Source organism: Novosphingobium sp. (genome assembly GCF_031424035.1).
Classification (GTDB): domain Bacteria; phylum Pseudomonadota; class Alphaproteobacteria; order Sphingomonadales; family Sphingomonadaceae; genus Novosphingobium.
The window spans coordinates 20,408-41,131 of sequence record NZ_JANPGP010000135.1; the positions used below are offsets into that span (position 1 = coordinate 20,408).

Annotated in this window: 16 protein-coding genes and 1 tRNA gene; 5 read left to right on the plus strand and 12 right to left on the minus strand. The window is 63.7% G+C overall.

The window, feature by feature from the left end; all coding sequences use genetic code 11:
* Window positions 1-27: 27 nt before the first annotated feature.
* The 4 genes from RMO89_RS18665 to RMO89_RS18680 all read right to left on the minus strand — a co-directional run bounded on the left by RMO89_RS18665 (window position 28) and on the right by RMO89_RS18680 (window position 8,987).
* The gene (locus RMO89_RS18665) at window positions 28-2,181 is read right to left on the minus strand and encodes a PKD domain-containing protein (protein WP_310535052.1); all 2,154 of its coding nucleotides are present in this window, start codon (window positions 2,179-2,181) and stop codon (window positions 28-30) included.
* Between the two features lie 4 nt (window positions 2,182-2,185).
* The gene (locus RMO89_RS18670) at window positions 2,186-4,432 is read right to left on the minus strand and encodes an alpha-L-rhamnosidase C-terminal domain-containing protein (protein ID WP_310535053.1); all 2,247 of its coding nucleotides are present in this window, start codon (window positions 4,430-4,432) and stop codon (window positions 2,186-2,188) included.
* A gap of 266 nt (window positions 4,433-4,698) precedes the next feature.
* Window positions 4,699-7,533: a TonB-dependent receptor domain-containing protein gene (locus RMO89_RS18675; protein WP_310535054.1), complete on the minus strand. Its 2,835-nt coding sequence runs from the start codon at window positions 7,531-7,533 to the stop codon at window positions 4,699-4,701.
* 302 nt (window positions 7,534-7,835) lie between these two features.
* Window positions 7,836-8,987 carry a sulfotransferase gene (locus RMO89_RS18680; RefSeq protein WP_310535055.1) on the minus strand — a complete coding sequence of 384 codons (1,152 nt, stop codon included), beginning with the start codon at window positions 8,985-8,987 and terminating at the stop codon, window positions 7,836-7,838.
* 223 nt (window positions 8,988-9,210) lie between these two features.
* Here RMO89_RS18680 and RMO89_RS18685 point away from each other — a divergent pair, with 223 nt between their 5' ends.
* Window positions 9,211-10,461 carry an alkyl sulfatase dimerization domain-containing protein gene (locus RMO89_RS18685; RefSeq protein ID WP_310535056.1) on the plus strand — a complete coding sequence of 417 codons (1,251 nt, stop codon included), beginning with the start codon at window positions 9,211-9,213 and terminating at the stop codon, window positions 10,459-10,461.
* A gap of 55 nt (window positions 10,462-10,516) precedes the next feature.
* The gene (locus tag RMO89_RS18690; RefSeq protein WP_310535057.1) at window positions 10,517-11,446 is read left to right on the plus strand and encodes an AraC family transcriptional regulator; all 930 of its coding nucleotides are present in this window, start codon (window positions 10,517-10,519) and stop codon (window positions 11,444-11,446) included.
* Between the two features lie 169 nt (window positions 11,447-11,615).
* Here RMO89_RS18690 and RMO89_RS18695 read toward each other — a convergent pair whose 3' ends face one another.
* The 5 genes from RMO89_RS18695 to RMO89_RS18715 form a co-directional block, all read right to left on the minus strand.
* Complete coding sequence (locus RMO89_RS18695; RefSeq protein ID WP_310535058.1) at window positions 11,616-11,897, minus strand: sensor histidine kinase; 282 nt, start codon at window positions 11,895-11,897, stop codon at window positions 11,616-11,618.
* A gap of 475 nt (window positions 11,898-12,372) precedes the next feature.
* A tRNA-Lys gene (locus RMO89_RS18700) sits at window positions 12,373-12,448 on the minus strand.
* Between the two features lie 17 nt (window positions 12,449-12,465).
* Window positions 12,466-12,957, minus strand: coding sequence for a 2-amino-4-hydroxy-6-hydroxymethyldihydropteridine diphosphokinase (gene folK, locus RMO89_RS18705; RefSeq protein WP_310535060.1), 492 nt, complete (start codon window positions 12,955-12,957; stop codon window positions 12,466-12,468).
* A gap of 11 nt (window positions 12,958-12,968) precedes the next feature.
* Complete coding sequence (gene aguB / locus RMO89_RS18710) at window positions 12,969-13,820, minus strand: N-carbamoylputrescine amidase (protein WP_310535062.1); 852 nt, start codon at window positions 13,818-13,820, stop codon at window positions 12,969-12,971.
* Window positions 13,821-13,836: 16 nt separating this feature from the next.
* The gene (locus RMO89_RS18715; protein ID WP_310535064.1) at window positions 13,837-14,688 is read right to left on the minus strand and encodes a methyltransferase; all 852 of its coding nucleotides are present in this window, start codon (window positions 14,686-14,688) and stop codon (window positions 13,837-13,839) included.
* Between the two features lie 114 nt (window positions 14,689-14,802).
* On the opposite strand from RMO89_RS18715, the gene msrA reads away from it, so the two are divergent.
* Entirely contained in the window at window positions 14,803-15,330 is a 528-nt protein-coding gene (gene msrA / locus RMO89_RS18720; RefSeq protein ID WP_310535066.1) for a peptide-methionine (S)-S-oxide reductase MsrA, read from the plus strand.
* 3 nt (window positions 15,331-15,333) lie between these two features.
* Here msrA and RMO89_RS18725 read toward each other — a convergent pair whose 3' ends face one another.
* A complete protein-coding gene (locus RMO89_RS18725; protein WP_310535067.1) occupies window positions 15,334-16,572 on the minus strand; it encodes an RsmB/NOP family class I SAM-dependent RNA methyltransferase in 1,239 nt (412 codons plus the stop codon).
* Window positions 16,573-16,832: 260 nt separating this feature from the next.
* Between RMO89_RS18725 and RMO89_RS18730 the strand changes: the two genes are divergently transcribed.
* Both RMO89_RS18730 and RMO89_RS18735 read left to right on the plus strand, forming a co-directional pair.
* Window positions 16,833-17,003, plus strand: a complete 171-nt coding sequence (locus tag RMO89_RS18730) for a DUF1674 domain-containing protein (RefSeq protein WP_310535068.1) — start codon at window positions 16,833-16,835, stop codon at window positions 17,001-17,003.
* A gap of 11 nt (window positions 17,004-17,014) precedes the next feature.
* Entirely contained in the window at window positions 17,015-17,449 is a 435-nt protein-coding gene (locus RMO89_RS18735; RefSeq protein ID WP_310535070.1) for a hypothetical protein, read from the plus strand.
* Here RMO89_RS18735 and hemH read toward each other — a convergent pair.
* Both hemH and RMO89_RS18745 read right to left on the minus strand, forming a co-directional pair.
* Window positions 17,446-18,459 carry a ferrochelatase gene (hemH, locus tag RMO89_RS18740; protein ID WP_310535071.1) on the minus strand — a complete coding sequence of 338 codons (1,014 nt, stop codon included), beginning with the start codon at window positions 18,457-18,459 and terminating at the stop codon, window positions 17,446-17,448. The two genes, RMO89_RS18735 and hemH, sit on opposite strands and share 4 nt — an antisense overlap.
* Window positions 18,456-20,711 (minus strand): molybdopterin cofactor-binding domain-containing protein, encoded by a 2,256-nt coding sequence (locus RMO89_RS18745; protein WP_310535072.1) that lies wholly within the window; start codon window positions 20,709-20,711, stop codon window positions 18,456-18,458. The genes hemH and RMO89_RS18745 overlap by 4 nt, the downstream gene beginning before the upstream one ends.
* Window positions 20,712-20,724: the final 13 nt, after the last annotated feature.

The window sequence follows — 20,724 nt, forward strand, 5'->3', positions numbered from 1 at the left end:
GGCCGCCCGGAATGCTTGGCAGCGGACTTACTTCACCACAACGCGCACGCGGTCGATGTTGTTCAGCGGCGTGGTCGTATCTTGTTTGCCTTCGCGCTGCCCGGTTGCCCTGAATGTGATTACGTATTCGCCGGGCTTGGCGAAGCTGACAGTCCGGCTGGCCATGACCGTCTTTTTCGGGACGGCGAGCTTGATGGCGGGTTCGAACTTGGCATTGGGCGTGCCGAGATACCAGTCGTACTGCACGACCTTGCCGGGACCGGACGGCATGGTGATCCGTCCGGTTACCGTGACCGACTGGTTCACGGCCACTTCGGCCCGCTTGCCGCCATTGACGGTCAGCCGGGTGACAGCCTGATGCCCCCCACGCGCCGCGGCCGAGGCCGGGAGGACGACCTGGTTCATCGGGTCCAGCGTGTGGCGGGTTGAAGCGCGCGGTGCGATGCCCTTTTCCGCCCAATTGGCCAGATCGAGCAACACCTGGTGCAGCGTTCCCCCGGTGGCCGCCGTCATGGTCCCGAACTTGCCGGGTAAGGGATCGAGGAACACGCCGTGGATTCCGTTCTCCTGATAATAGAGGCGGAACATCTGCTGCGCCTGCTTCGCGCCCAGCGCACGCTTCACCTGACCGGCATAGAAGCTCGCGACATAGGGATAGGAGTTCCCGTCATAGAGGTTCTCGAAAACGATCGTCTTGGTCCTGATCCGGCCGCTCTGCACGATCCCGCCGGCAGCGCCGATATTGCTGAGCAGGGGGATGGCGATCGGCGTCTTCGGCCGCTGTGCATACCGGGGGCTGCCGTCGGCATTGCGGTACTGGTTGTAGGCCGGGTTGCCGTTTTCGAGGATCGAATGGCGCGGATAGAAGGCCATGGCGATGGCTGCGCGGTTGTCCAGCCTGACTTTTGTCCCGCTTGCGAGCGTGGCCAGCAGCGCTGGGCTGTTCTTGCCATCCTCGAGCTTGACCGTCGTGCCCTCGAGTTTGCCTTTGAGCGCAGGCGCATCGCCCTTGTCCGGGTTCGCCGTGCCGTCCTGCACGACCATGAACTGGACGCCATCGACACCACTGGAACCCAGCGCCGGCATCGAAGCCGCATCGAACACGATGGCCGTCGCTTCGCCCTGCAGGTTGCGGGTAATTGACGAGATCGTTGCAGTGCCATCGACGATTGCCGCCTTGAGGAATGAGGGCGAGTTGGCGCCTTCATAGCCCGGCGTGGTCCAGAAGTCGGTGAAGTAACCGGGATCGAAAGCGCGGACAGAACCGAACCCGAACATCCCGCCGCCCATTGAAAACTGCATCGTCTCTAGGACGTTTTGAGGAAATCCGGCGCTGAGGACTTCATCAAGGACCGCATGCTCTTCGGCGTTGAGCCCGGCGCGGATGTCCTTTCCGCTTCCCGGCGCGGCGGCCTCGGCAATCGCTTTCCGCTTCTCCGTGGGGATGGCCAGATTATACAGGGCACCCCAGGCGAAGCTGTGGCTGTTCAACCCGTCTGTCGCGATGACAACGGGAATAAGGCCGTCCCAGACTCCGGTCGTCCCTTCTGCGGCGGCGATCGTCTGCACCGATCCGCCGCTCTGGCCATACATATAACCATAGATGCGTTCGTTGGTGCCGTAATGCTTGCGAGCATAGGCCTTTGCCAGTTTCGCGGCAGCGGCGGGGACGCGGAAGCCCACATTCGGATTTCCCGCGTTTACGCCAACCGTATAGCCTCCGCCGGTTTCAAAGGCGAAACGGGCATCGACAACGTTGAGCATCTCGATGTTCAGCGGATAGGTCTGCTGGAAGAAGCGGTTGCGGAAAAGCTTCTTGTCGGGAAAGCGCCAGACAAGACTGTGAATGGCAGGCTTTGCGGCCTCCCCGCCCGCAGGTGCCTGCTGGGCCTGGCCGGCGGCCGGCCAATGGGCCTTGACCTCGGTATAGCCGATCGTTCCGCCATCGGGCAGCTTGAGCATCTTGCTCTCGGTGGAATCGAGCACCAACGTGTCGGCATTGTAATCCGGATCGGTGCAATCCGCATCGACCGCCAGCGGCGCATCAACGCCGCCAAACAGCGTCTCGCCTGCTGGCTTGCAGGCCGCTGCCCAAGCTGGCGCGGTACCGACGCAGGCCAGTGTCAGCGCTGCAGCGCCGAGCATCAGAGTCCCGCGCGAACCGGTTGGGGCGCTCAGCATTTCATCACTCTCCTTTAGGCACAACGGGGCGCACACTTCCGGCTTTCACCGGTCGGCATTGGTCTGCCGTGCAGACAATGGAATTTTTCCCGCCCTTGAGGTCGAACTTTGCCGAGCGCCACACGAAGTCACCCGATACGGTGAGGGGCAGGGTCACATCGGCAAAGAGCTTGTCCTTAGCCTGACGATAGGATGCCCTGATCGCGCCCGCAGGGTGCGGCATCTGGCCTTGTGCGAACTTGAGGGTTCCAAGCGCAGGCGTGATCGCAATGTGCTTGAAACCGGGGGTCGCGGGCCGAATGCCCAGCACCGTCGCAAGCAGCTGATAGTTGGGATGGGCCGCCCACGCGTGCGAATCCGAGCGGGTCGGTTCGGGCGTCTCCGCCGTGGTCGTCATGCCGTTGCGGATCATCTCCTGCCAAGGGCCCAGCCGGCTCAGGTAGCGGTCGGCAAGACCTGCGCTGCGCATCGCCTCATCGACATACAAGCGGAAATAGAATGTGGCCGGCTCCAGATCCTTGTCCGCGAGCATTTTCTCGGCGACCGGTTTCGCCATGCCATCCGGCACGGCATTCGCGAGAATGGCGAGCGAATTGGTCTGCTGGCTGAAGGATCGCGCTTCGAGACTGTCGACGAACAGACCCCTGCCTTCGTCCCACGCCTTGGTCCTGAGAGTGGCAATGATGCGATTGGCCAGCTCAAGGTTGCGCTTGGCATCGTCGGGCCGATCCAGCGCCTGCTCCAACTCGGCGGCCTGTTGCAGCGCCATGACGAACTGCAGGTTGATCGCCACCGAGTGCCCCTTGCCGCCGCCCGGGGGAATGCCGCCGGGGTAGCTCTTGGCCCAATCGAGATAATTCCACCACGGCATCGGCCCCAGCAGCCCGGTCTCGTCAACGTGCCGATCGAACCAGTCGAGCACGTCGCGCACGCCTTGCATCCGGCCGCGGACAAAGGCGGGGTCGCCGCGCAGCATCCAGTAGTCGTGGACCATGGCCACCCACCAAAGCGAGAACGGCGGGATCTGCTGGCGCAGGCTGGAGGGATAGGAACTGGCCGTCAGCCCTTCGGACGTGCGCGAATCGTCGAACTGCTCGATGGCGCTGCGCATCAGGCGGTCGTCACCAGTCTGATAGACCGACATCAGCGCTTCGATGCGCGTATCGCCGACATACTGGAGCTGTTCGTAATAGGGCGTGTCCCAGAACGTTTCGAAGGCGCTCATGCGCAGGGCGCGCCAGTTCATGTCCCAGACCGGCTTGATCCATTTCGCGTCGGATTCGAACGCCGCCTTCTGCTTGAAGGGGTAAGCCGCGAAGATGCCTTCGATGGAGTCTATGCGGAGCGGTTGGTCGCCCGTTTCGATTTCCACCTGCACATAGCGCCAGGTCCGCAGCCAGAGCGACTGGAACCGCCGGCCCTCTCCGCCATCGAACCGGATGGTATCGCGCAGGCCGCGGATTGTCTTGCCTTCGATCTCGGCGCGATTGCCTTTGTTGCCCGCTGCATCGAACAGGCTTTCGGCAAAGATAATCGTGGCTTTCGCGCCAGCCCCGCCGCTTGTGATCAGCACCGGATAGCCAACGGTCAAGGCGCCTTGATCGAGCAGCAGGGTCGCCTTTGTCCGCGGCGGCACGGTCAGCGCCTGCTTGCCTGCGGCGAAACCCGCCGGAACCGTCACGCCTTCGGCGCGGCGGACGGAGGCGAAGCGGACAGGGGTCTGTTCGGGGAGCGGGATGTTGCGGGGGACGAGCTGCCATTCCGCCGCACTGCCATTAAACTGGGTTCCGCGAGCCAGTGCCACTGGCGAGGCGAATTGCTGGACGATGGGCTTTGCCTCGGTCCACCCGCCCGCGTCGAAGCCGGGCTGTTCCCAGCCCCATGGAGCCTGGCCGGCGTCAAATTCTTCGCGCGGGCCGGCGACATAGAAACCGCCCGTATCGTCGCCCTCGACGCGCTTGAACGTGTACGCCCGGCTGGAAAAAACTTTCCACCCGCCGCTTCCCGTGCTGACGACAGCCGCCTCCGGACTGTCGCCTTGGACGACAAGCGCCGTGCGAAGCGAGATCTGGGCAGCCGGTTTGAACTCGCCCATGTTCCAGACGAGCGCGGCGATGACGTTCTTGCCGGGCTTCAGATGCGCGGCAATGTCGACGCTCTCGTAACGCCAATGGAGCAAATCACCGCGGGCAGGTCCGTTCGAGACCTCGACGCCGTTCACATAGAGCCGGTAGCGATTGTCCGCAGACACGCGGATGGGGAAACTCGCCGGCTGCGCGGTAAGCTCAAACTCTTTCCGGAAGTGGTAGACCCCCGGTTTCGCAGGTTCGGACCCCGGCTGGTCAATCCAGCTGGCGGTCCAGGCTTTTTCGGATTGCTGCTGTGCCAGGGCAGCAGGGTTCAGAATGGCCGATGCGAGAAACAAGGCAGTACCTGCTGCGCGCTTGACCATAGGTGCACCTGTCCGGGTTTGGCCCGGCTGCTGCGGGTGCAGCAACCGGGCCTGGGAGAGCCTTATCAGAACTTTTTCGCGACGCCGAACTGGATCAGTCGGCCAAGCGTGAAGCCGTTGGCGTAGCCCGAACCACCGATCGCGCGGAGAACCGGCGGATCGGTATCCAACACGTTGTTCACGTTGAGCGTGAACTGCAGGTCGCGGAGCAGTCCGCTTTCGGCAGGCACGTCATACTTGAAGAACAGGTTGACGGTGTTGAACGCGCCGACACGGTCCTGCGGCTGGCCGCTGCCGCTCGGGTTGCCATTCGTGGTGGCATTGCAGACCGGGGTCGAGGTCGCGTCGCAGCGATAGGTGGCATAGCCGGAGCTGTGATTGAGCGTCGCCTGAGCACGGAAGCTGCCGACATCGATTCCTGCCGTAGCCTGAAGCTGCAAGCGCGAAGAGCCATTACGCTGCAGGGATACGTTGCCCGGTTGCACGAAGATATTCGTCGCAATCAGTTCGTTGACGATTGGCGCGCCCACACCCGCCTGGCTCGTGCGGTTCAGCGCATAGTTGCCTGACACTCCCAGATCGAAGCCGCCAAATCCGGTCTTGCCGCGGTAGCTGGCGACGAAGTCGATGCCGTCCACGTTGACACTGCCGATGTTGCCCTTGCGGAAATCGACGAGCTCATAAACGTTGAGGCAATTCGTCGGATTGGCGCAGCCTGCCGTGACCGTTGCCAGCGTGGCCGCCGCGCTCGACAGGCCCGACGCGTTGATGAAGCTCGTGATGGTCGCCAGCGGCACGCCGTTGACATTGGCGATCACGTTGTTCGGGTTGAGCGCGAAGATCGTCGCATTCGGGGCCGGGGTCCCGATGATGTTCTTGAACTTCACGTTGTAGTAGCTGGCACTGACATGCACGCCTTCCAGCGGATCCATGTCGAACCCGACCGACCATGTCTTGGCGGTCTGCGGCAGCAGGCCGGGGTTCGAACCCTGAAGAGCTACCGTGCCTGACGCGGCAGGTGTAACGCCGGCAGGAACGAAGGCGTTGAAGGGGAATGCGAACAGGGTGTTGGTGAACACGCCCAGTTGGTCGACCGGCGAAGGCGCGTTGAACGAAGTGCTGTAATTGCCCCGCAGATTGAGCCAGGACACCGGCTTGATGCTGATGCCGAACTTCGGATTGGTCGTGTTGCCGAAGTCGCTGAAGCGGTCATGGCGAACCGACGCGGACAGCGTGACTTGTTCGATGACCGGAGCCTGCACTTCGCCGAAGAACGAATTGACCGACCGGCCGTAGGGAACGAACGGGGTGTTTGCGAGCGCGCCGACAGCCAGGTTGGCGGCAACGATCCGCTGGCGGAAGTTGTCGCGTGCGAACTCGTAACCGGCGGCCACCTTCACGTCGCCGCCCGGCAAGGTGAATAGCGTACCGTCGACAATCGCCCGCAGGTTGAACAGTTCTTCCTTGCCCTGTCCGGCCGACTCAGTGTTGATCAGCTGCTGGATGTTCGCCAGGTCGCTCGTGCCGGATCCGGGATTATAGAAGTTGATTGCGCCAGCCGCGGTTACGGAGTTCGGACCCGAGGCGAACGCGTTCAGCAGCGTCGAGTTGAAGCCTCCAATGTGGTATTCGCTATCGCTGTTGCTGTAGTTGAACAGCGTGCGCAGCTGCCAGCCGCCACCAAGATCCGCCTGGAATTCGGCGTTGGCGCCCCATTCCTTGAACGAAGACCTGGACAGATTGGTGCTAGCGCCCAGAACCGAGTTGAGGTTGAAGAACACCGTCTGGCTGGCGGTCGCGGACTGGCCCGGTACCGGGGTGTAATAGAAATTCCTGAAGCTCGCGGGCTGGAAGAAGAAAGGCCGGAAATCAATTTCTGGCTGAGAGGCGCCGTTGACCGTCACCGATCCGGCGTAATCGGAACGCGAGACCGACTTGCGTTCACCGTAGAACGCACCGAGGTCGACGGTCAGCCAAGGCGACAGCTCCTGATGGAGACGGGCCAGACCGCTGTGGCGGGTGCTCTCCGGAACCACGGAGTTGTTGCGGTAATCGCACGAGTTGGGGGTGGTGCTAGTGAGGCCCGGAAGCGCGAAGAACGCTGCCGAACCGACGCGGACATTGCCCGGCGTGCACGAGCGGCCGCGCGGGGTCAGGTTGGGCGAGAGCCAGTCGACATCCTTGATGAAGTCACGGTCGCGCGCGAACAGCGGGTCGTTATGCTGGTAGCTGTAAGCGATGTAGGCCGAGCCCGAACCCCAGTCCTTGCCGGCGATGACGGAGGCATCATACTGCTTGTAATTGTCGGCAATGCCGTAGTGCGCCTGCACCTTCAGGCCATCGAAGCGCTTGCGGGTGATGAAGTTGATCACGCCGCCGACCGCGTCGGAACCATAGGTCGCGGAGCCGCCATCGGTAACGACTTCAACGCGCTCGATCGCGATCGGGGGCAGGATGTCGGGATCGATCGCGTTCTGCGTCACGCCGACCGGGGCAATGCGGCGACCATCGAACATCACGAGGGTTGACGAGGACGAGCTGGTCTCGCCCGCAAGGTTGCGCAGGTTGGGGCGCACCACCTGGATCTGGTTGACCGCGACGCCGAGGCGCGACTGCGGCACGTTGTTGAACAGGTTGGTGACCTGCGGGACCGAGGTCAGCAATTCGTTGGCCGTCGTCGCGCCGGTTTCGGCGATCTTTTCCTGCCCGACCGTGATCGCATTCGAACCGACAGGTGCCGCGCCGCGAAGGATCGTGCCGGTCACGACGATTTCGGAACCGTCTCCTTCGGGCTCTTCAGCGGCGCTGGACTGGGCGAGAGCAAGGTTCGGCAGCAGCGCAAATACAGCAGCGCTTGCCAGGATTGCTCGGCGAAATTCGGTGGTACGCAAGGTCTTCATGATCATCCCTCCCAAAGGCAGATTTTTGCGGCGAGGCTGTCCCGGGCGTGGCCCTGCAACTTCGCTCCTGCTGGTCAGGACTATACTGGTCAGGCCGATCACAGCCCAAACGCCAACGTGCCTTGAGATGCCTTTGCGAGCGCCTGACAGGCCCTTTCATGGCCGATTAGAGATAAAGCGTCTCATTCGGAACATTGAAGCCTTGCGGATCTACTTCGGCTTTACCGATCGGCCGCTGTCGACGAACAGGATACCGCCGGTCGCCAGCACGACCCTGCCGGTCAGGTCAAACATGCCTGCGCTCATGCTTTCGTTCGTTCGACCGGATGGGTGCGCAGGTAGTCGGAGAAATAGGGTTCCATGTCCTGCTTGGTCAGGCCCCATTCCTCGAAGCTGTAGACGTGCTTGCCGTGCTTGTTCTGCGGGTTGTCGGCGAGCCAGCCGCGCATGGCGCTCTCGCTGGCCTCGGTCCATTCGTCCCCGAGCCAGGAATAGACCCGCTGCATTTCGGCGAGAGGGTCGGCGATCAGGCTGTCGTAATAGAGGTGGTAGAAATCCTCGGGCCGTTCCTTGCTCACTTCGAGCGGGCGCGAAAGGTGGAGCGCGAACTGCAGCGGGAAATGCCGGCGCATGTAGTCCGCCCCGGCATCGACTTCGGAAAAAGGCCGCGAAGCGCCGCGCATGCCGAGCGCTGATGCCGCGGCGGCATAGGGATCGCGGTGCGTCCAGATCACCCGGGCATCGGGAAATGTCCTGAAGATCTGCCGCACGAACAGCGAATCCGACGGCATCTTGAGCACCCAGCGGCCGGGATTGGTCGACTGCATGATCTGCATCGCGCGCTTGCGGTGTTCGAAGGCGCTGGTCATGTCGGTGAACAACAACCAGTCGTGGTAGGTCGGCGTGGTGGTGATCACTGCCAGCATCAGCGAGCGGAAATCCTGCGCCAGCAGGTGCACGCATTCGGTCGGGCTGTCGCCGGGTTCGAAATGGGCCGCCGCCACTTTCGCAGCGCTCTTGAAGATCATCTCGTCCTTCGCGACTTCAGCAAGGCAGCGCGGATCGGTGCGCAGCGCACCGGGCGCGGCCGGCGGTGCCAGGTTGTATGCCTCCCAGCGCAGCATCGTGCGGTTCGCCGGGTCCGATTCCATGAGGTAGCTGACCAAGGTCGTGCCTGTGCGCGGCATGCCGAGAATGAATACCGGCCGCTCGATCGGCTGGCTGGCAAGCTCGGGATGGCGGCGGTGGTAATCGTCGACCACCATGCGCTCGGCGAGGCAATCTATGTATCTGTTACGGACACTGGCCCAGCCACGTTCCGTCAGGCGCTGCTGCTTCGCGTGATCCTTGAGGAGGATCTCAAGACCTTCGCGCCAGGAATCGCAATCCGGGTCCGGCAGTCCTCCGGTCTTTGCCCTTGCGCCCTCGACTACATCCTGAAACGTCAGTGACATCCACTTTCCCATCGCAACTTCTCGACTGTTGCGTGGATATCACCACCCCGCAGCGCGGGAGCAAGGCGCAGGATTGTCGCCAGGGCGACACATTGTTTTCAATAGGACCCAATCGAACCGCCCGGCAGCACCGGGGTCCGGACACGCTTGCGCCATTCGGTATTGAACGGCCTTATAGCGCCTGTTCCCGCGGCCGGACCCGCGAAGGAAAAGGGCAAGCAGGATGGACGGAAAGCAGCAGGACCTTTCGGATCGCAATTTGCGCGCCGCGCAGATGGTCAAGTCGGGGCAAGGCCAGAAGGAAGCAATCTCACGCGGCCCCGGCATCTGGGAATGCCGGGGGGTGGGCAACAGCTACCTGGTCACTACCGAAGGCGAGAGCGTTCTGGTCAATGCCGGGACCCTGGCCGACGCGAAGCGCGGCAAGGACCTGTTTGCCAAGGTTTCGGCAGCGCCGATCGCCCGGATCGTGCTGACCCAGAGCCACGCGAACCAGTACGGCGGGCTTGAAGTCTACAAGACGCCGCAGAACGACGTGATCGCCCACAAGCTCTATCCTCAGGAACGGCAGATCAGCGAGATGCTCTCGCAGCATTATCGCCGCGGCTCGCGCCGGATATTCGGCGGGATCACCGGCCGCACCGAAGACATGGTGCCCACCGCCGAGGTCCGGCCCGACCGGCTGATCGGCGACGAAGGGTTGAGATTCTCTGTCGGAGAGCGCGAATTCGAGGTTATCTGGACGCCGGGCGGGGAAACGCGTTCTGCGGTCATCGTCTGGCTGCCGGCCGACCGGATTGCCATTGTCGGCAACCTGTTCGGACCGCTCTTCGGCAATCACCCCAACCTCAATACGCTGCGCGGAGACAAGCCGCGATCGGCGATGGAATTCGTCGCTTCGGTTCGCAAGCTGCGGGAATTGCGCCCCGTACAGATTCTCACCGGACACGAGGACATTCGCGGCGAAGCGCATGTCGCGGAGATCACCGCCCGCATCGCTGACGCTGTCGAATGGGTTCATGACGAGACGGTCAAGGGCATGAACGCCGGCACTGACCTGCAAACCCTGATGCGCGAAATCCGCACGCCGGAAGCTCTGACGCTGACCGAAGAATACGGAAAGCTGTCGTGGAACATCCGGGCGATCTGGCATGAATATTCCGGCTGGTTCGATCCCGCGCGCGGAACGACCGAGCTTTACGGCGTCCCCGCCGAGAGCGTGGGCCCGGCGATTGCCGAACTCATCGGCGGCCTGGCTCCGCTTGTTACAAAGGCCCGTGAATTCGTGAAACTCGGCCAACCGCTCGAAGCGCTGCACCTGCTCCGCCTTGCGGCCGCGGACGACGCTTCCAGCCTCGAGGTCCGGCGGGCCAAGCGCGACGCGCTGATCATGCTCGATCACCAGACCGGCGGAAAAAACCTCTGGGAGCGTCGGTGGATCAGTTCGCAGATTGCGGCATTGGCCTTGGACTAAAGCACTGGCGGCCGGTAAACTGCGCCGTTCGAATTGCGTAACCGGGATTGGAGCCTTGGCCTTGGCGGTGGAAACGTCGAACGAAAACGCGGACACAATAAGAAGGGGAAGTGAAGCCACACCCGCCCGCAGCCTTACTGTGGCCGCCGAAATAGAGCTGTCGATCGCTCATGTCTTCATCGCTGAGTTGAACCATCCGAAGGCGGACACCAACAAATTCCGGCGCGACAAGGTCTTCTGGGTAGACCTGTGCCTGACCCCAAGGCGGCCGAATTCGTCCGCGCGCTTCGTCGATCACTGGAGCCCGGCCCGGACGCTAGGAATGGGTTCACTGATTGCCATTCCGCCGCGCATGCGCATGGAACTGAACAGCGCGGGAGGACGCCATGTATCGCTGATCTGCCAGTTGCAGGCATCGGCGGTTGAGAAATGGCTTCCGGAAGACTTCACCTGGACCGAACGCCGGCTCGAAGCATCGCTGAATATCGCCAGCGACGCCATCCGGCCCTTGATGCTAAGATTCAATCATGAATTGCGCAATCCGGGGCCAGGCTCGCTTGAGCTCTGCGAATCCCTTGCCTCCATTCTCGCAATCGAACTGGCGCGGTACTTTGCTGCTGCCAGCTCGACCGATGAGAAAGGCGGATTGGCCTCTTGGCGTCTGCGCTTGATTGACGACAGGATATCCGACCGTTCGCTCGCTTTTCCAACCGTCACCGAATTGGCAACGCTTTGCCGGCTTTCATCCCGCCAGCTCGGCCGCGCTTTCAAGACCAGCCGTGGGAGTTCGATCAGCGACTTCCTGACGCAGACCCGGATAGAAGCGGCCAAGCGCAAGCTTTATACGGACACCTGTATCGCCGACATTTCGAGCATCCTGGGTTTTTCATCGCAGTCCAGCTTCACGGCCGCTTTCCGAAGGGCCACCGGCACGACGCCGGATAAGTTCCGCAAGCGCATCCGGGCGGGCAGTCCCTCCCGTTAGTTTATCCGCTTAGAACCCTGTCTCGATGCAGGAGTCACTCCAGAGGCTTTAGCCGCAGGTTGCGGAACTGGATCGTGCCGCGTTGGGATTCGAGACCGATCCGCCCGCGCAGACCGGGCCTGGGCCGGAATGGCCGCTGCCAGAGCCGCGCAGGCGAAAATTGCCTTCTTCAATGTCGTTCCTCCTGTTTCGCCGGCAAGCCGTGGGGCAGAACGACCCGGGCCAGCAGCCCGCCCTGCGGCGTGTTTTCGATCGTGAGCGTGCCGGCGTGGGCCACGGCAATCGACCGCGCAATCGACAGGCCGAGGCCTATTCCGCCGGTGTCGCGATTGCGCGAAGGTTCGGCGCGGAAGAACGGTTCGAAGGCGCGCTCGAGATCCGCAGGCGGCATGCCGGGGCCATCGTCGCGGATTTCAACGGTCGCCGATGCCTCGTCGCGGGTTACCCCCATCACCATTCGCGAGTTTTCGCGCTGGACGCTGACCGGTGGGCACACACGCCTGCGCGAGGAGATGGGCATGGGCACGTTTGGGGTCGCTGGCTGGACGCCTGAAACGGGCTGGAGGATATACCCTCCAGATCATGATCTGGCAGGAGGGTATTGAGGGCCAAGAAAGGCGAAGTCCTAGCTTTGGCGCGATCCAGCTACCCGGATGGAGCCGGTCCCCCGGTGTCCAAACACGACTTTACCCTGAACAATTTTCCTTGCGCCACTTGTGCTGTGGTGACGAGGCCAGCTTCCGCCTGATGCGGATGCCCTTAGCTACCGTCGGGGAAACATCAGGCGAACCGGCCTCGCGTGCCTGGGACGGACAATGGGCGACGATTCCGTCGCCGACTTCCCCTGACAGGAGCAGATGAATATGTGATACAATGCTGTGATACAGAGCGAACAAATGACGCGTAAAGCATTGTTTTTTATATCGTGGTGAGCCCTGCTGGGTTCGAACCAGCGACCTACTGATTAAAAGTCAGTTGCTCTACCGACTGAGCTAAGGGCCCTTACCACGCGGGTCGCCCTAGGGGAGTGGGCGGGGTCGGGTCAAGCGGCTGTGCAAGTGTCGCAGCGTCAAACCTGTGATTGGATCGCGCCAATCCGGTGCGAGCGACATTCCGGGGCCCAGCACGAAGGTGCGGTGGCGCAAGTGGATGTGGGGGATGGTGAGGCCGGAAACGGCATAGGCGCCGCCGCTCCACAGCGCGATGTCGAGATCAAGCACGCGGGATCGCCAGGCCTGTCCCATGCGGCGGCGGCCAAATTGTTCCTCGATAGTGTGAAGGTGATCGAGCAGGTCATCCGGGTCCAGCCGCGTTTCGATCAGCGCAGCGGCGTTGGCATAGCGGCGCAGCGTGGGGCCGACGGGGGCACTGTCCATCACCGGCGATGCGCCAAGCAGGTTCACCCCCTGCCGGTCCAGCGCCGCAAACGCGGCGGCGAGCACGCCGCGCGGCGAACCATGGACCGGGTGGCGCTGGTTGGAACCGAGCGCGATAAGATAGCCCTGCGCCATCTTCCCCGCCCTCAGATGTCCTGCGCGATGCGGGTGTAAAGCTGCGGCCGGCGATCGCGGAAGAAGCCCATCCCGGCGCGGTGCCTTGCCGCCCGCGTCAGGTCGAGCCTGCGGACCAGCACACCGGTTTCCTCCGCGCCGAATTCATCGGTCAGGTCGCCCCATTCGTCGCTAATGAACGAGTGGCCGTAGAACGCCTGCCCGCCTTCGCTGCCAATTCGGTTGGCCGCCACCACCGGCATGCAGTTCGACACGGCATGTCCCTGCATCGCGCGCCGCCACATGCGGCTGGTGTCGAGATCCGCGTCATAGGGTTCGGAGCCGATTGCCGTGGGATAGAACAGCACTTCGGCGCCCATCAGCGCCATCACGCGCGCGCATTCGGGGTACCACTGGTCCCAGCAGATGCCCACGCCGACTTTGGCACCGAACAGGTCCCACACCTTGAACCCATCGTTACCGGGGCGGAAATAGTACTTTTCCTCGTAGCCGGGACCATCAGGAATATGGCTCTTGCGGTACGTGCCCTGCACCTCGCCGTCCGGGCCGATCATCGCCAGCGTATTGTAGTAATGGTGCCCGTCGCGCTCGAAAAAGCTGGTCGGGATGGCCACCTTGAGTCTGGCCGCCAGCGCCATCATCGCCTTGACCGAAGGGTGTTCGGCCGCGGGGCGCGCGAGCGCGAACAGGGCCTCGTCCTCGACCGTGCAGAAATAGGGGCCGGAGAACAGTTCGGGCGGCAGGATCACCTGCGCGCCTTTGGCGGCAGCCTGCTCCACCAGTGCGGAAACGGCGGCGATGTTCTCGCCCTCGTCAGCGGAACCGAGGGGCAATTGCAGGGCGGCGACAGTCAGTTCAGTCATGCCGCCGCCCCTAACATTACTTGCGCTTGCGGAACAGCAGGGTCATGCGGTCGCTCTCGCCGATGGCCTGGAGCCGCGCTTTGTCCGCTTCCTTGGCGCCGTCGAGCATCGGCGGCAAAGTCCAGACGCCGCCGGGCCAGTTGGCGGGGTCCCGGCGATTGGCATTTGCTTCGCTTTTGCCAACGAAGCTGAAGCCGTTGACTTCCATGAATTTGATCACGTCGGCTTCGCGCAAGTAGCCTTTTGACCCATCGGCATAGCTGAACGGTGCGTCCGGGCGGGCGCGGTGCTGTTCAATGCCGATCATGCCATCGGGCTTGAGCAGGTCGCGCATTGCCTTGATCTCGCGGTCGGCAATGTTCCAGCGCATCAGGTTATGCATCATGCGCATGACCAGAATCCGGTCGAAGCTGCCCTTTTCGCTGTCAGGCAACTTTTCGAGGGTCATCGCGGCGAAGCGTTCGGCGGGAAGCCCGCTGGCAGCGGCAACATCGGCGGGATACTTCACCGCCCCGGCGCGAATGCCAGCCTGGCTCTTTTCGTTGAACGGGCCCGATGTGGGATCAAAATAGAGTCCGACGAGCTTGCCCTTGCCGCCGAGGTACAAGCCCAGCATCCGCGAATACCATTCGCCGCCCGGGGCATATTCGCCCACCTTCATGTCGGGGGCGACCTGGAAGAAGGTCAGTGTTTCAGCCGGACGACGGTACTGGTCACGGGCGCGATCCTTTTCACGCAGCGGACTGGCGACGGCAGCGGCCAGTTCCGCCTTCATCGCCTTGGCCTGAGCCGGAGCAGGCTGGGCGATAGCATTTGCAGCGGGAAGGCTGATGGCGGCGACAGACATTGCGATAAGCAGGCGGCGCATGGAAACTCCCTAGGTTTTTTGAATGCCCCCTGTTTAGTTGCAGCCGCAACGATGACAAGCACGAAGCTGCTTCCTATCTACCTGTCAGGCAGGACGAAAAGGATAGATATCGCAATGGCTGAAGCAATTTTCGCAGGCGGCTGCTTCTGGTGCACCGAGGCGGTGTTCCGCTCGATTGCCGGAGTCAGCGGTATCGAAAGCGGCTACATCGGCGGCGCGCCAGCCAACCCGACGTACAAGCAGGTGTGCAGCGGCCAGACTGGCCACGCCGAGGCGATCCGCGTTGCCTTCGATCCTGAAGTCGTCAGCTACGGCGACCTGCTCGACATTCACATGGCGACTCACGACCCGAGCCAGCTCAACCGGCAGGGCAACGATGTCGGCACGCAATATCGCTCGGCGCTGTTCCCGCTGGACGATGACCAGCGCGCCGAGGCTGAGGCCGGGATCGACCGCTGGAACGCCGGTCATGACGGCTTGGCCGTGACGACCATCGAAGGGCCGGCCACGTGGTATCCCGCCGAGGACTATCACCAGGAATACTGGGAGGGCGAAGGCCAGCGAAACCCCTATTGCCTCGCGGTGATCCCGCCCAAGCTGGCCAAGTTGCAGGCCGGTTTTTCCGACAAGCTTAAAGGCTAGGGTTTAGGACGGCTTGCGCCAGCGGGCGATGAAGAAGCCGTCCATGCCGCCTTGTTCTTCCAGCATACCGGGATCGGTGCGGAGCCAGCCGTCGGCGCTGGCTTCGATGCCGGCAGGCAGTGCATCCGCCGTGATGGGCCACGGATCGAGCTGCACCTCGTGCGCCTGTCCCTCACCTTCGTCAGCTTCGAGTGAACAAACGGCATAGACCAGCGCGCCGCCGGGTCTCACCCATTCGATGGCCCGTGCGATCAGCTTCTTTTGCAGTTCGGCCATCTCGGCAATGTGGCGCGGCGCTATGCGGTGGAGCACGTCAGGATGGCGGCGAGCGGTACCGGTCGCGGTGCACGGTGCATCCATCAGCACGGCATCGAAAAGTGCCTCAGGCTGCCATTCCAGCGCGTCAGACGTGACCAGTTCAGCCTCAAGCCCCACGCGGGTGCAATTCGCCTCGACCCGTTCGAGCCGCTTGGCGCTGATATCGAGCGCGGTGACCTGCCAGCCCGCGGCAGCGAGTTGCAGCGTCTTGCCCCCCGGCGCGGCGCAGAGATCAAGCACGCGGCGGCCTTCTCCCGCCCCTAGCAGGCGTGCGGGCAGGCTCGCGGCCAAGTCCTGCACCCACCAAGCGCCATCATTGAACCCTTCAAGGTTCTCGATCGCGTCGCCGCGCGGCAGACGGACGTGGCCGGGCATGAGCGACACGCCGCCCAGCTTTTCGGCCCATTCGGCGGTGGTGGCAGGGTCGCGCAACGTCAGGTCAAGCGGCGGCGGGCTGCCCAGCCCCTTGGCAATCGCATCGGCCCGCATGCCCCAGCGCTCGGCAACTTCGGCCGGCAGGCTCGGCACATCAGGCAGCGCCGCGCCGCGCTTTGACAGTGAGGAAAACACGCCGTGCGCCAACCGGCGCGGACCTCCGGTGAGCAGCGGCAGGCCCGTGGCGATCACCGCGTGAGGCGGCGTTTCGAGCCGCAGCCAGCCGGCAATCATCAGCCGCAGGACGGAGCGCACCTTGGTGTCTTCATCCAGCGTCTGGTTGGTCGTGCTGTCAATCAGCGCGTCGAGATCGGTGAGCCAGCGCAGCGCCTCGCTCGCCAGGGCGATAGCCAGCGCCCGGTCAGGCCCGCCGACGATACCCTGACAGGCATTGTGCGACGCCTGCTCGATCGTCTCCCCCCGGCGCAGGACGGCATCGAGAAGCTTGAGCGCCGCGCGGCGGGCGGGAAGGCCGGGAATGTCAGACATGGGCTGGCCCTAGGGGAGATTGGCCCACGAGATAAGCCCCTCCCTCGCCAATTCGTCATCCTGATCGAGATAAGCTCCTCCCTCACCCAGCCGTCATCCTGAACTTGTTTCAGGATCCATCGCGCACCACGCGCCGAAGCGCCGTTAGCAAACCCGGCCTCGCCGTTGCACTTCTGCCGGATGACCTGCGTGAACCGGCCTAATGGATCCTGAAACAAGTTCAGGATGACGGTATCAAGTTGTGCTGATAGGATCGAGCCATGACCAAACGCGCCACCCAACGCCCGACCGACTTCGTCAAGCCCGCGCACTGGACCAACGAACCCGCGCCGAAACCCGCCGAATCAAAGCAGCAGGGCCCGGAACCGGACGGCCTCTCCCCCACCCGCTACGGCGACTGGGTGAAGGACGGCATCGCGATCGATTTTTGAAAGGCGCACCGGTGAATCGCGGTCAGAAGCTGGACCGACTGTGGCTCAGGGCTTGGAAGATTGGCGAAAGACAGGCCAACGGCCACCGACTGCCCATCTTGCACCACCTTGCTTTGCGTGGTTACGCCATTGGCTTGCTCGATTTGGCAAACTTCCTGCTCGTCGATGGCAACCGATCCAGTTTCGGCAGAATTGGCGACGGCAATAGCCCGGCATTTCTGATCTATCGGGCTTATTGTTCGGGTTCTGCCACCGCCGCACAGAACATGGCGATGACTTACTTCTGGTTGGGCGACTTGGCCGCTTATCGTCGCTGGCTTCGCAGGGCGGCTCACGCAGGCGATCCTGATGCATCGAACGAATTGCAACGGTTTGAATTGCGCCAGCCCTATGGTCTCGCGCGCAAAATGAGGCGTTTGCGACCGCTTAGACGCGACGAAAGCTAAACCCACCCTGCCAGTTCGCGCCGCACCAGCGCTTCCAGCATCGCCATGCCCGGCTCTTCGGCGTTGAGGCAGGTCAGCACGGCATAGTCCGTCCCCCCCGCCGCGACGAAGTCCTCGCGGCCGCGGATGCCGAGTTCCTCGATGGTTTCTAGGCAGTCGGCGGAGAAGCCCGGGGCGGCCAGCGCAATGCGCTTCGTGCCCTTTTTCGCTTCCTCGATCAGCACCACATCAGTCGCCGGTTCCAGCCATTTGGCCTTGCCGAAGCGCGACTGGAAGGTGACTTCGACGCGCAGATCGCCCCAGTCTTTCGCCAGCACCGCTGCCAGCAGGCGCGCGGTCTTGCGGCATTGGCAGTGGTAGGGGTCGCCCAAATGGAGCGTCCGTTCGGGCATTCCGTGGAACGAGAGCAGCAGGACTTCGGGGCGGAACGGCAGGGCCGCGAGCTGGCGCGAGGTGTCCTTGGCCAGTGCCTCGATATGCAGCGCATCATCATAATAGGGCGGCAGGGTGCGGATCGCCGGCTGCCAGCGCATCGCCTTCAGCGCCGCGCCGACCGCGTCCATCGCGCTCGCCGTGGTGGCACCGGAATACTGCGGGTACATCGGCGCAACGAGGATTCGGTCGCAACCTTGGCCCTTAAGCTGCTGAATCTTTGCCGGTACCGAGGGATTGCCATAGCGCATCGCCCAGTCGACCTGCACACCCTGCCCCATGCGCGCCTGCAGGGCCTCTGCCTGCGCCTTTGTGATCGCGGCGAGCGGCGAGCCGGCGTCAGTCCAGACCTGCGAGTAGGCATGCGCGCTCTTCTTCGGGCGCGTGTTGAGGATGATGCCGTTGAGGATCGGCCACCAGACGAGGCGCGGAATTTCCACCACGCGCGGGTCCATCAGGAATTCGCCGAGGTAGCGCTTCACCGCCGCCGGCGTCGGCGCATCAGGCGTGCCGAGGTTGACGAGCAGAACCCCGACGCGGCCAAGCGCGACGGAGGGGTGGCCTTCGGGCAGGGTCATTCGGCTTCCTCAAGCAGCGGCAGGCGGCGGAAACGGTAGCCGGTGGCCGAGAACAGGGCATTGGCGATGGCAGGGGCGATTGCCGCGACGCCAAGCTCGCCGGGATCGGCGGGCGGCGCGGTGCTGTCGAGCAGGTCGACCTCGATCGTCGGCATCTGGCCAAGCAGCGGCAGGCCGAGGCCCGAGAGCCGCCCGACCAGCGGCAGCCCTTCGGCATAGGCGGTCGATGATCCGATCGTCAGACCAAGGCCATAAACCAGCCCGCCTTCGACCTGCTGCAACGCGATGTCGCGATTGATCACGCGGCCAATGTCGACTGCGGCGGATATCTTGTCGACCAGCACACCGCCTTCGGGATTGCGCCGCGCGGTCACGATCACCGCGATGCGCCCGCCTTCATCGCCGCCTATGCGGTAGCAGGCGAGGCCTTGGCCGCTCGCATCATGCCCGCCGTTCCAGTTGGCGAGGCTCGACACGCGCAGCAGACAGGCGGCCAGGCGCGGATCGCCGCCCAGCATCTCCATGCGGTAGGACAGTGCCTCGCGCTTGGCGGCGTGAGCCAGTTCATCGATGAAGCATTCGGTGAAGAACGCGGTGTAACCATGCGCCTGCCCGCGCATCCGGCCTGCGGGGAGACCGGTGGCCACCGGCACGTGATCGAGCGAGAAGTTGGCCAGTGCATAGGGCGGCACACCGCCTTCGACGGCCATAGCGTCCGCCGCGCCGTCGCTCTCGCGCATCGCGGCCTGCGGGCTTTCACCTTCGAACAGGCGGCGACCAAAGGCCTTGCCGATGGAGGGGGCGGCGATGCGGGTTTTCCAGCCGGTGATCTGCCCGCCCGGTTCGGCGATCTTGGCCCAGAGCACGGCAGCGGCAGGCGTGCGCGGCAGGGTCGCGAGGTGTTCCTGCCAGCGCGACCATGTCAGTTGCACAGGCTTGCCGACCTCTTTGGCGATCAGCGCCGCCTGCACCGCGTGGCGGTGATCGAGCCGGGCGTCAAAGCTGCCGCCCGCCGGGACCGGATAGACAATCACATCCAGCGGCTTGATCCCGAGCGCCTTGGCCACAGCCTCGCGCGCGGCCTGCGGGGCCTGTGCGGCGAGCCACAATTCGCAGCGGCCACCCTGAAGCCGCGCGGTGCAGCTTGCCGTTTCGAGCGTGCCGTGGAGCGCGGGGGAAACATCATAGCGGGCGACTAGGCTTGGCTTGGCGCCAATGGCATCATCGGGATTGCCCTCGGTAAAGATGCGTTCCGTGACACCCTTGCGGACAGCCTTGTCGAGAGCCGTGAACAGGGTTTCGCTTTCCACCGCATTCCGCGTGCCGAAACGCGGCGAGAGCACTTCGAGCGCGTGGTTGGCCGCCCACCAGTTGGTCGCCACCGCTGCCAGCCAGCCGTCATCCGGCCCCTTGACCAGTCGGACATCACCGGGAAGTCCCTCGATCCGCTTGGTGTCGTATCCGGCGAGCCGCGTCTCTCCGACCGGCCCTTGCGCGATGGCGGCAAAGACCATGTCGGGCAGCCGTACGTCGCCGGCGAAGTTCGCCATGCCCGTTACCTTGCTCGGCACGTCGAGCCGGGGAAAGCGATTGGCCTCGCCCAGCGCACGGCCCGCGCCGCGTTCGTTGGGCGGTTCGGAGCGGATGGTCGGGCTTGAAGGCGGGGAGAGCGCGGCGGCGTCTTCTGCCAGTTGCCCAAAGCCCAGTCGCTGCTTGCCGTGGCTGGCGAACCCGCCCTCGATCTTCACCTCGTCGGCCGAAACACCCCAGCGGTCAGCGGCAGCCTCAGCGAGCATTTCGCGCGCAGCGGCAGCCGCCAGGCGCAGCGGTTCTTCATAGGCGGCGACGCTGGTGCCTTCTGCCGTGATGGTGAACTTTCCGCGCTCGGCAAAGCTGCGCGCGATGGCCGGGTCATCGCCCTGCGCAAGGCTTGCGAAGGCCGGCATCCACAGCTCCGCCCACTTCGCAGCGAGCGGCACATTGGCATAGGCACCGCTCGGCGGTGCGGGCTCGACAGCGACTTGCCGCCAGTCCGCTCCCAGTTCCATCGCGGCGATCTGCGGCAGCAGTGACGTCACCCCCTGCCCCATTTCCAGCTGCGGCACCGCGACCGAGACCATGCCGTCCTTGCCGATCTTCAGCCATGCGCCGAACGCCCATTCGCCCTCGCGCGGCTCAAGCGGCAGAGGAAAAGTGCGCGGCATCAGCGCATAGGCGACGATGAGCCCGCCGCCCACAGCTGCCCCTGCCAAGATGCCGCGCCGC

Excerpts from the sequence above, each read along its gene's own strand:
- RMO89_RS18665 (WP_310535052.1), bottom strand. The coding sequence starts at position 2,181 with ATGCTGAGCGCCCCAACCGGTTCGCGCGGGACTCTGATGCTCGGCGCT.
- RMO89_RS18675 (WP_310535054.1), bottom strand. The coding sequence starts at position 7,533 with ATGAAGACCTTGCGTACCACCGAATTTCGCCGAGCAATCCTGGCAAGC.
- RMO89_RS18680 (WP_310535055.1), bottom strand. The coding sequence starts at position 8,987 with ATGTCACTGACGTTTCAGGATGTAGTCGAGGGCGCAAGGGCAAAGACC.
- RMO89_RS18685 (WP_310535056.1), top strand. The coding sequence starts at position 9,211 with ATGGACGGAAAGCAGCAGGACCTTTCGGATCGCAATTTGCGCGCCGCG.
- RMO89_RS18695 (WP_310535058.1), bottom strand. The coding sequence starts at position 11,897 with ATGGGGGTAACCCGCGACGAGGCATCGGCGACCGTTGAAATCCGCGAC.
- folK (WP_310535060.1), bottom strand. The coding sequence starts at position 12,957 with ATGGCGCAGGGCTATCTTATCGCGCTCGGTTCCAACCAGCGCCACCCG.
- aguB (WP_310535062.1), bottom strand. The coding sequence starts at position 13,820 with ATGACTGAACTGACTGTCGCCGCCCTGCAATTGCCCCTCGGTTCCGCT.
- RMO89_RS18715 (WP_310535064.1), bottom strand. The coding sequence starts at position 14,688 with ATGCGCCGCCTGCTTATCGCAATGTCTGTCGCCGCCATCAGCCTTCCC.
- msrA (WP_310535066.1), top strand. The coding sequence starts at position 14,803 with ATGGCTGAAGCAATTTTCGCAGGCGGCTGCTTCTGGTGCACCGAGGCG.
- RMO89_RS18725 (WP_310535067.1), bottom strand. The coding sequence starts at position 16,572 with ATGTCTGACATTCCCGGCCTTCCCGCCCGCCGCGCGGCGCTCAAGCTT.
- RMO89_RS18730 (WP_310535068.1), top strand. The coding sequence starts at position 16,833 with ATGACCAAACGCGCCACCCAACGCCCGACCGACTTCGTCAAGCCCGCG.
- hemH (WP_310535071.1), bottom strand. The coding sequence starts at position 18,459 with ATGACCCTGCCCGAAGGCCACCCCTCCGTCGCGCTTGGCCGCGTCGGG.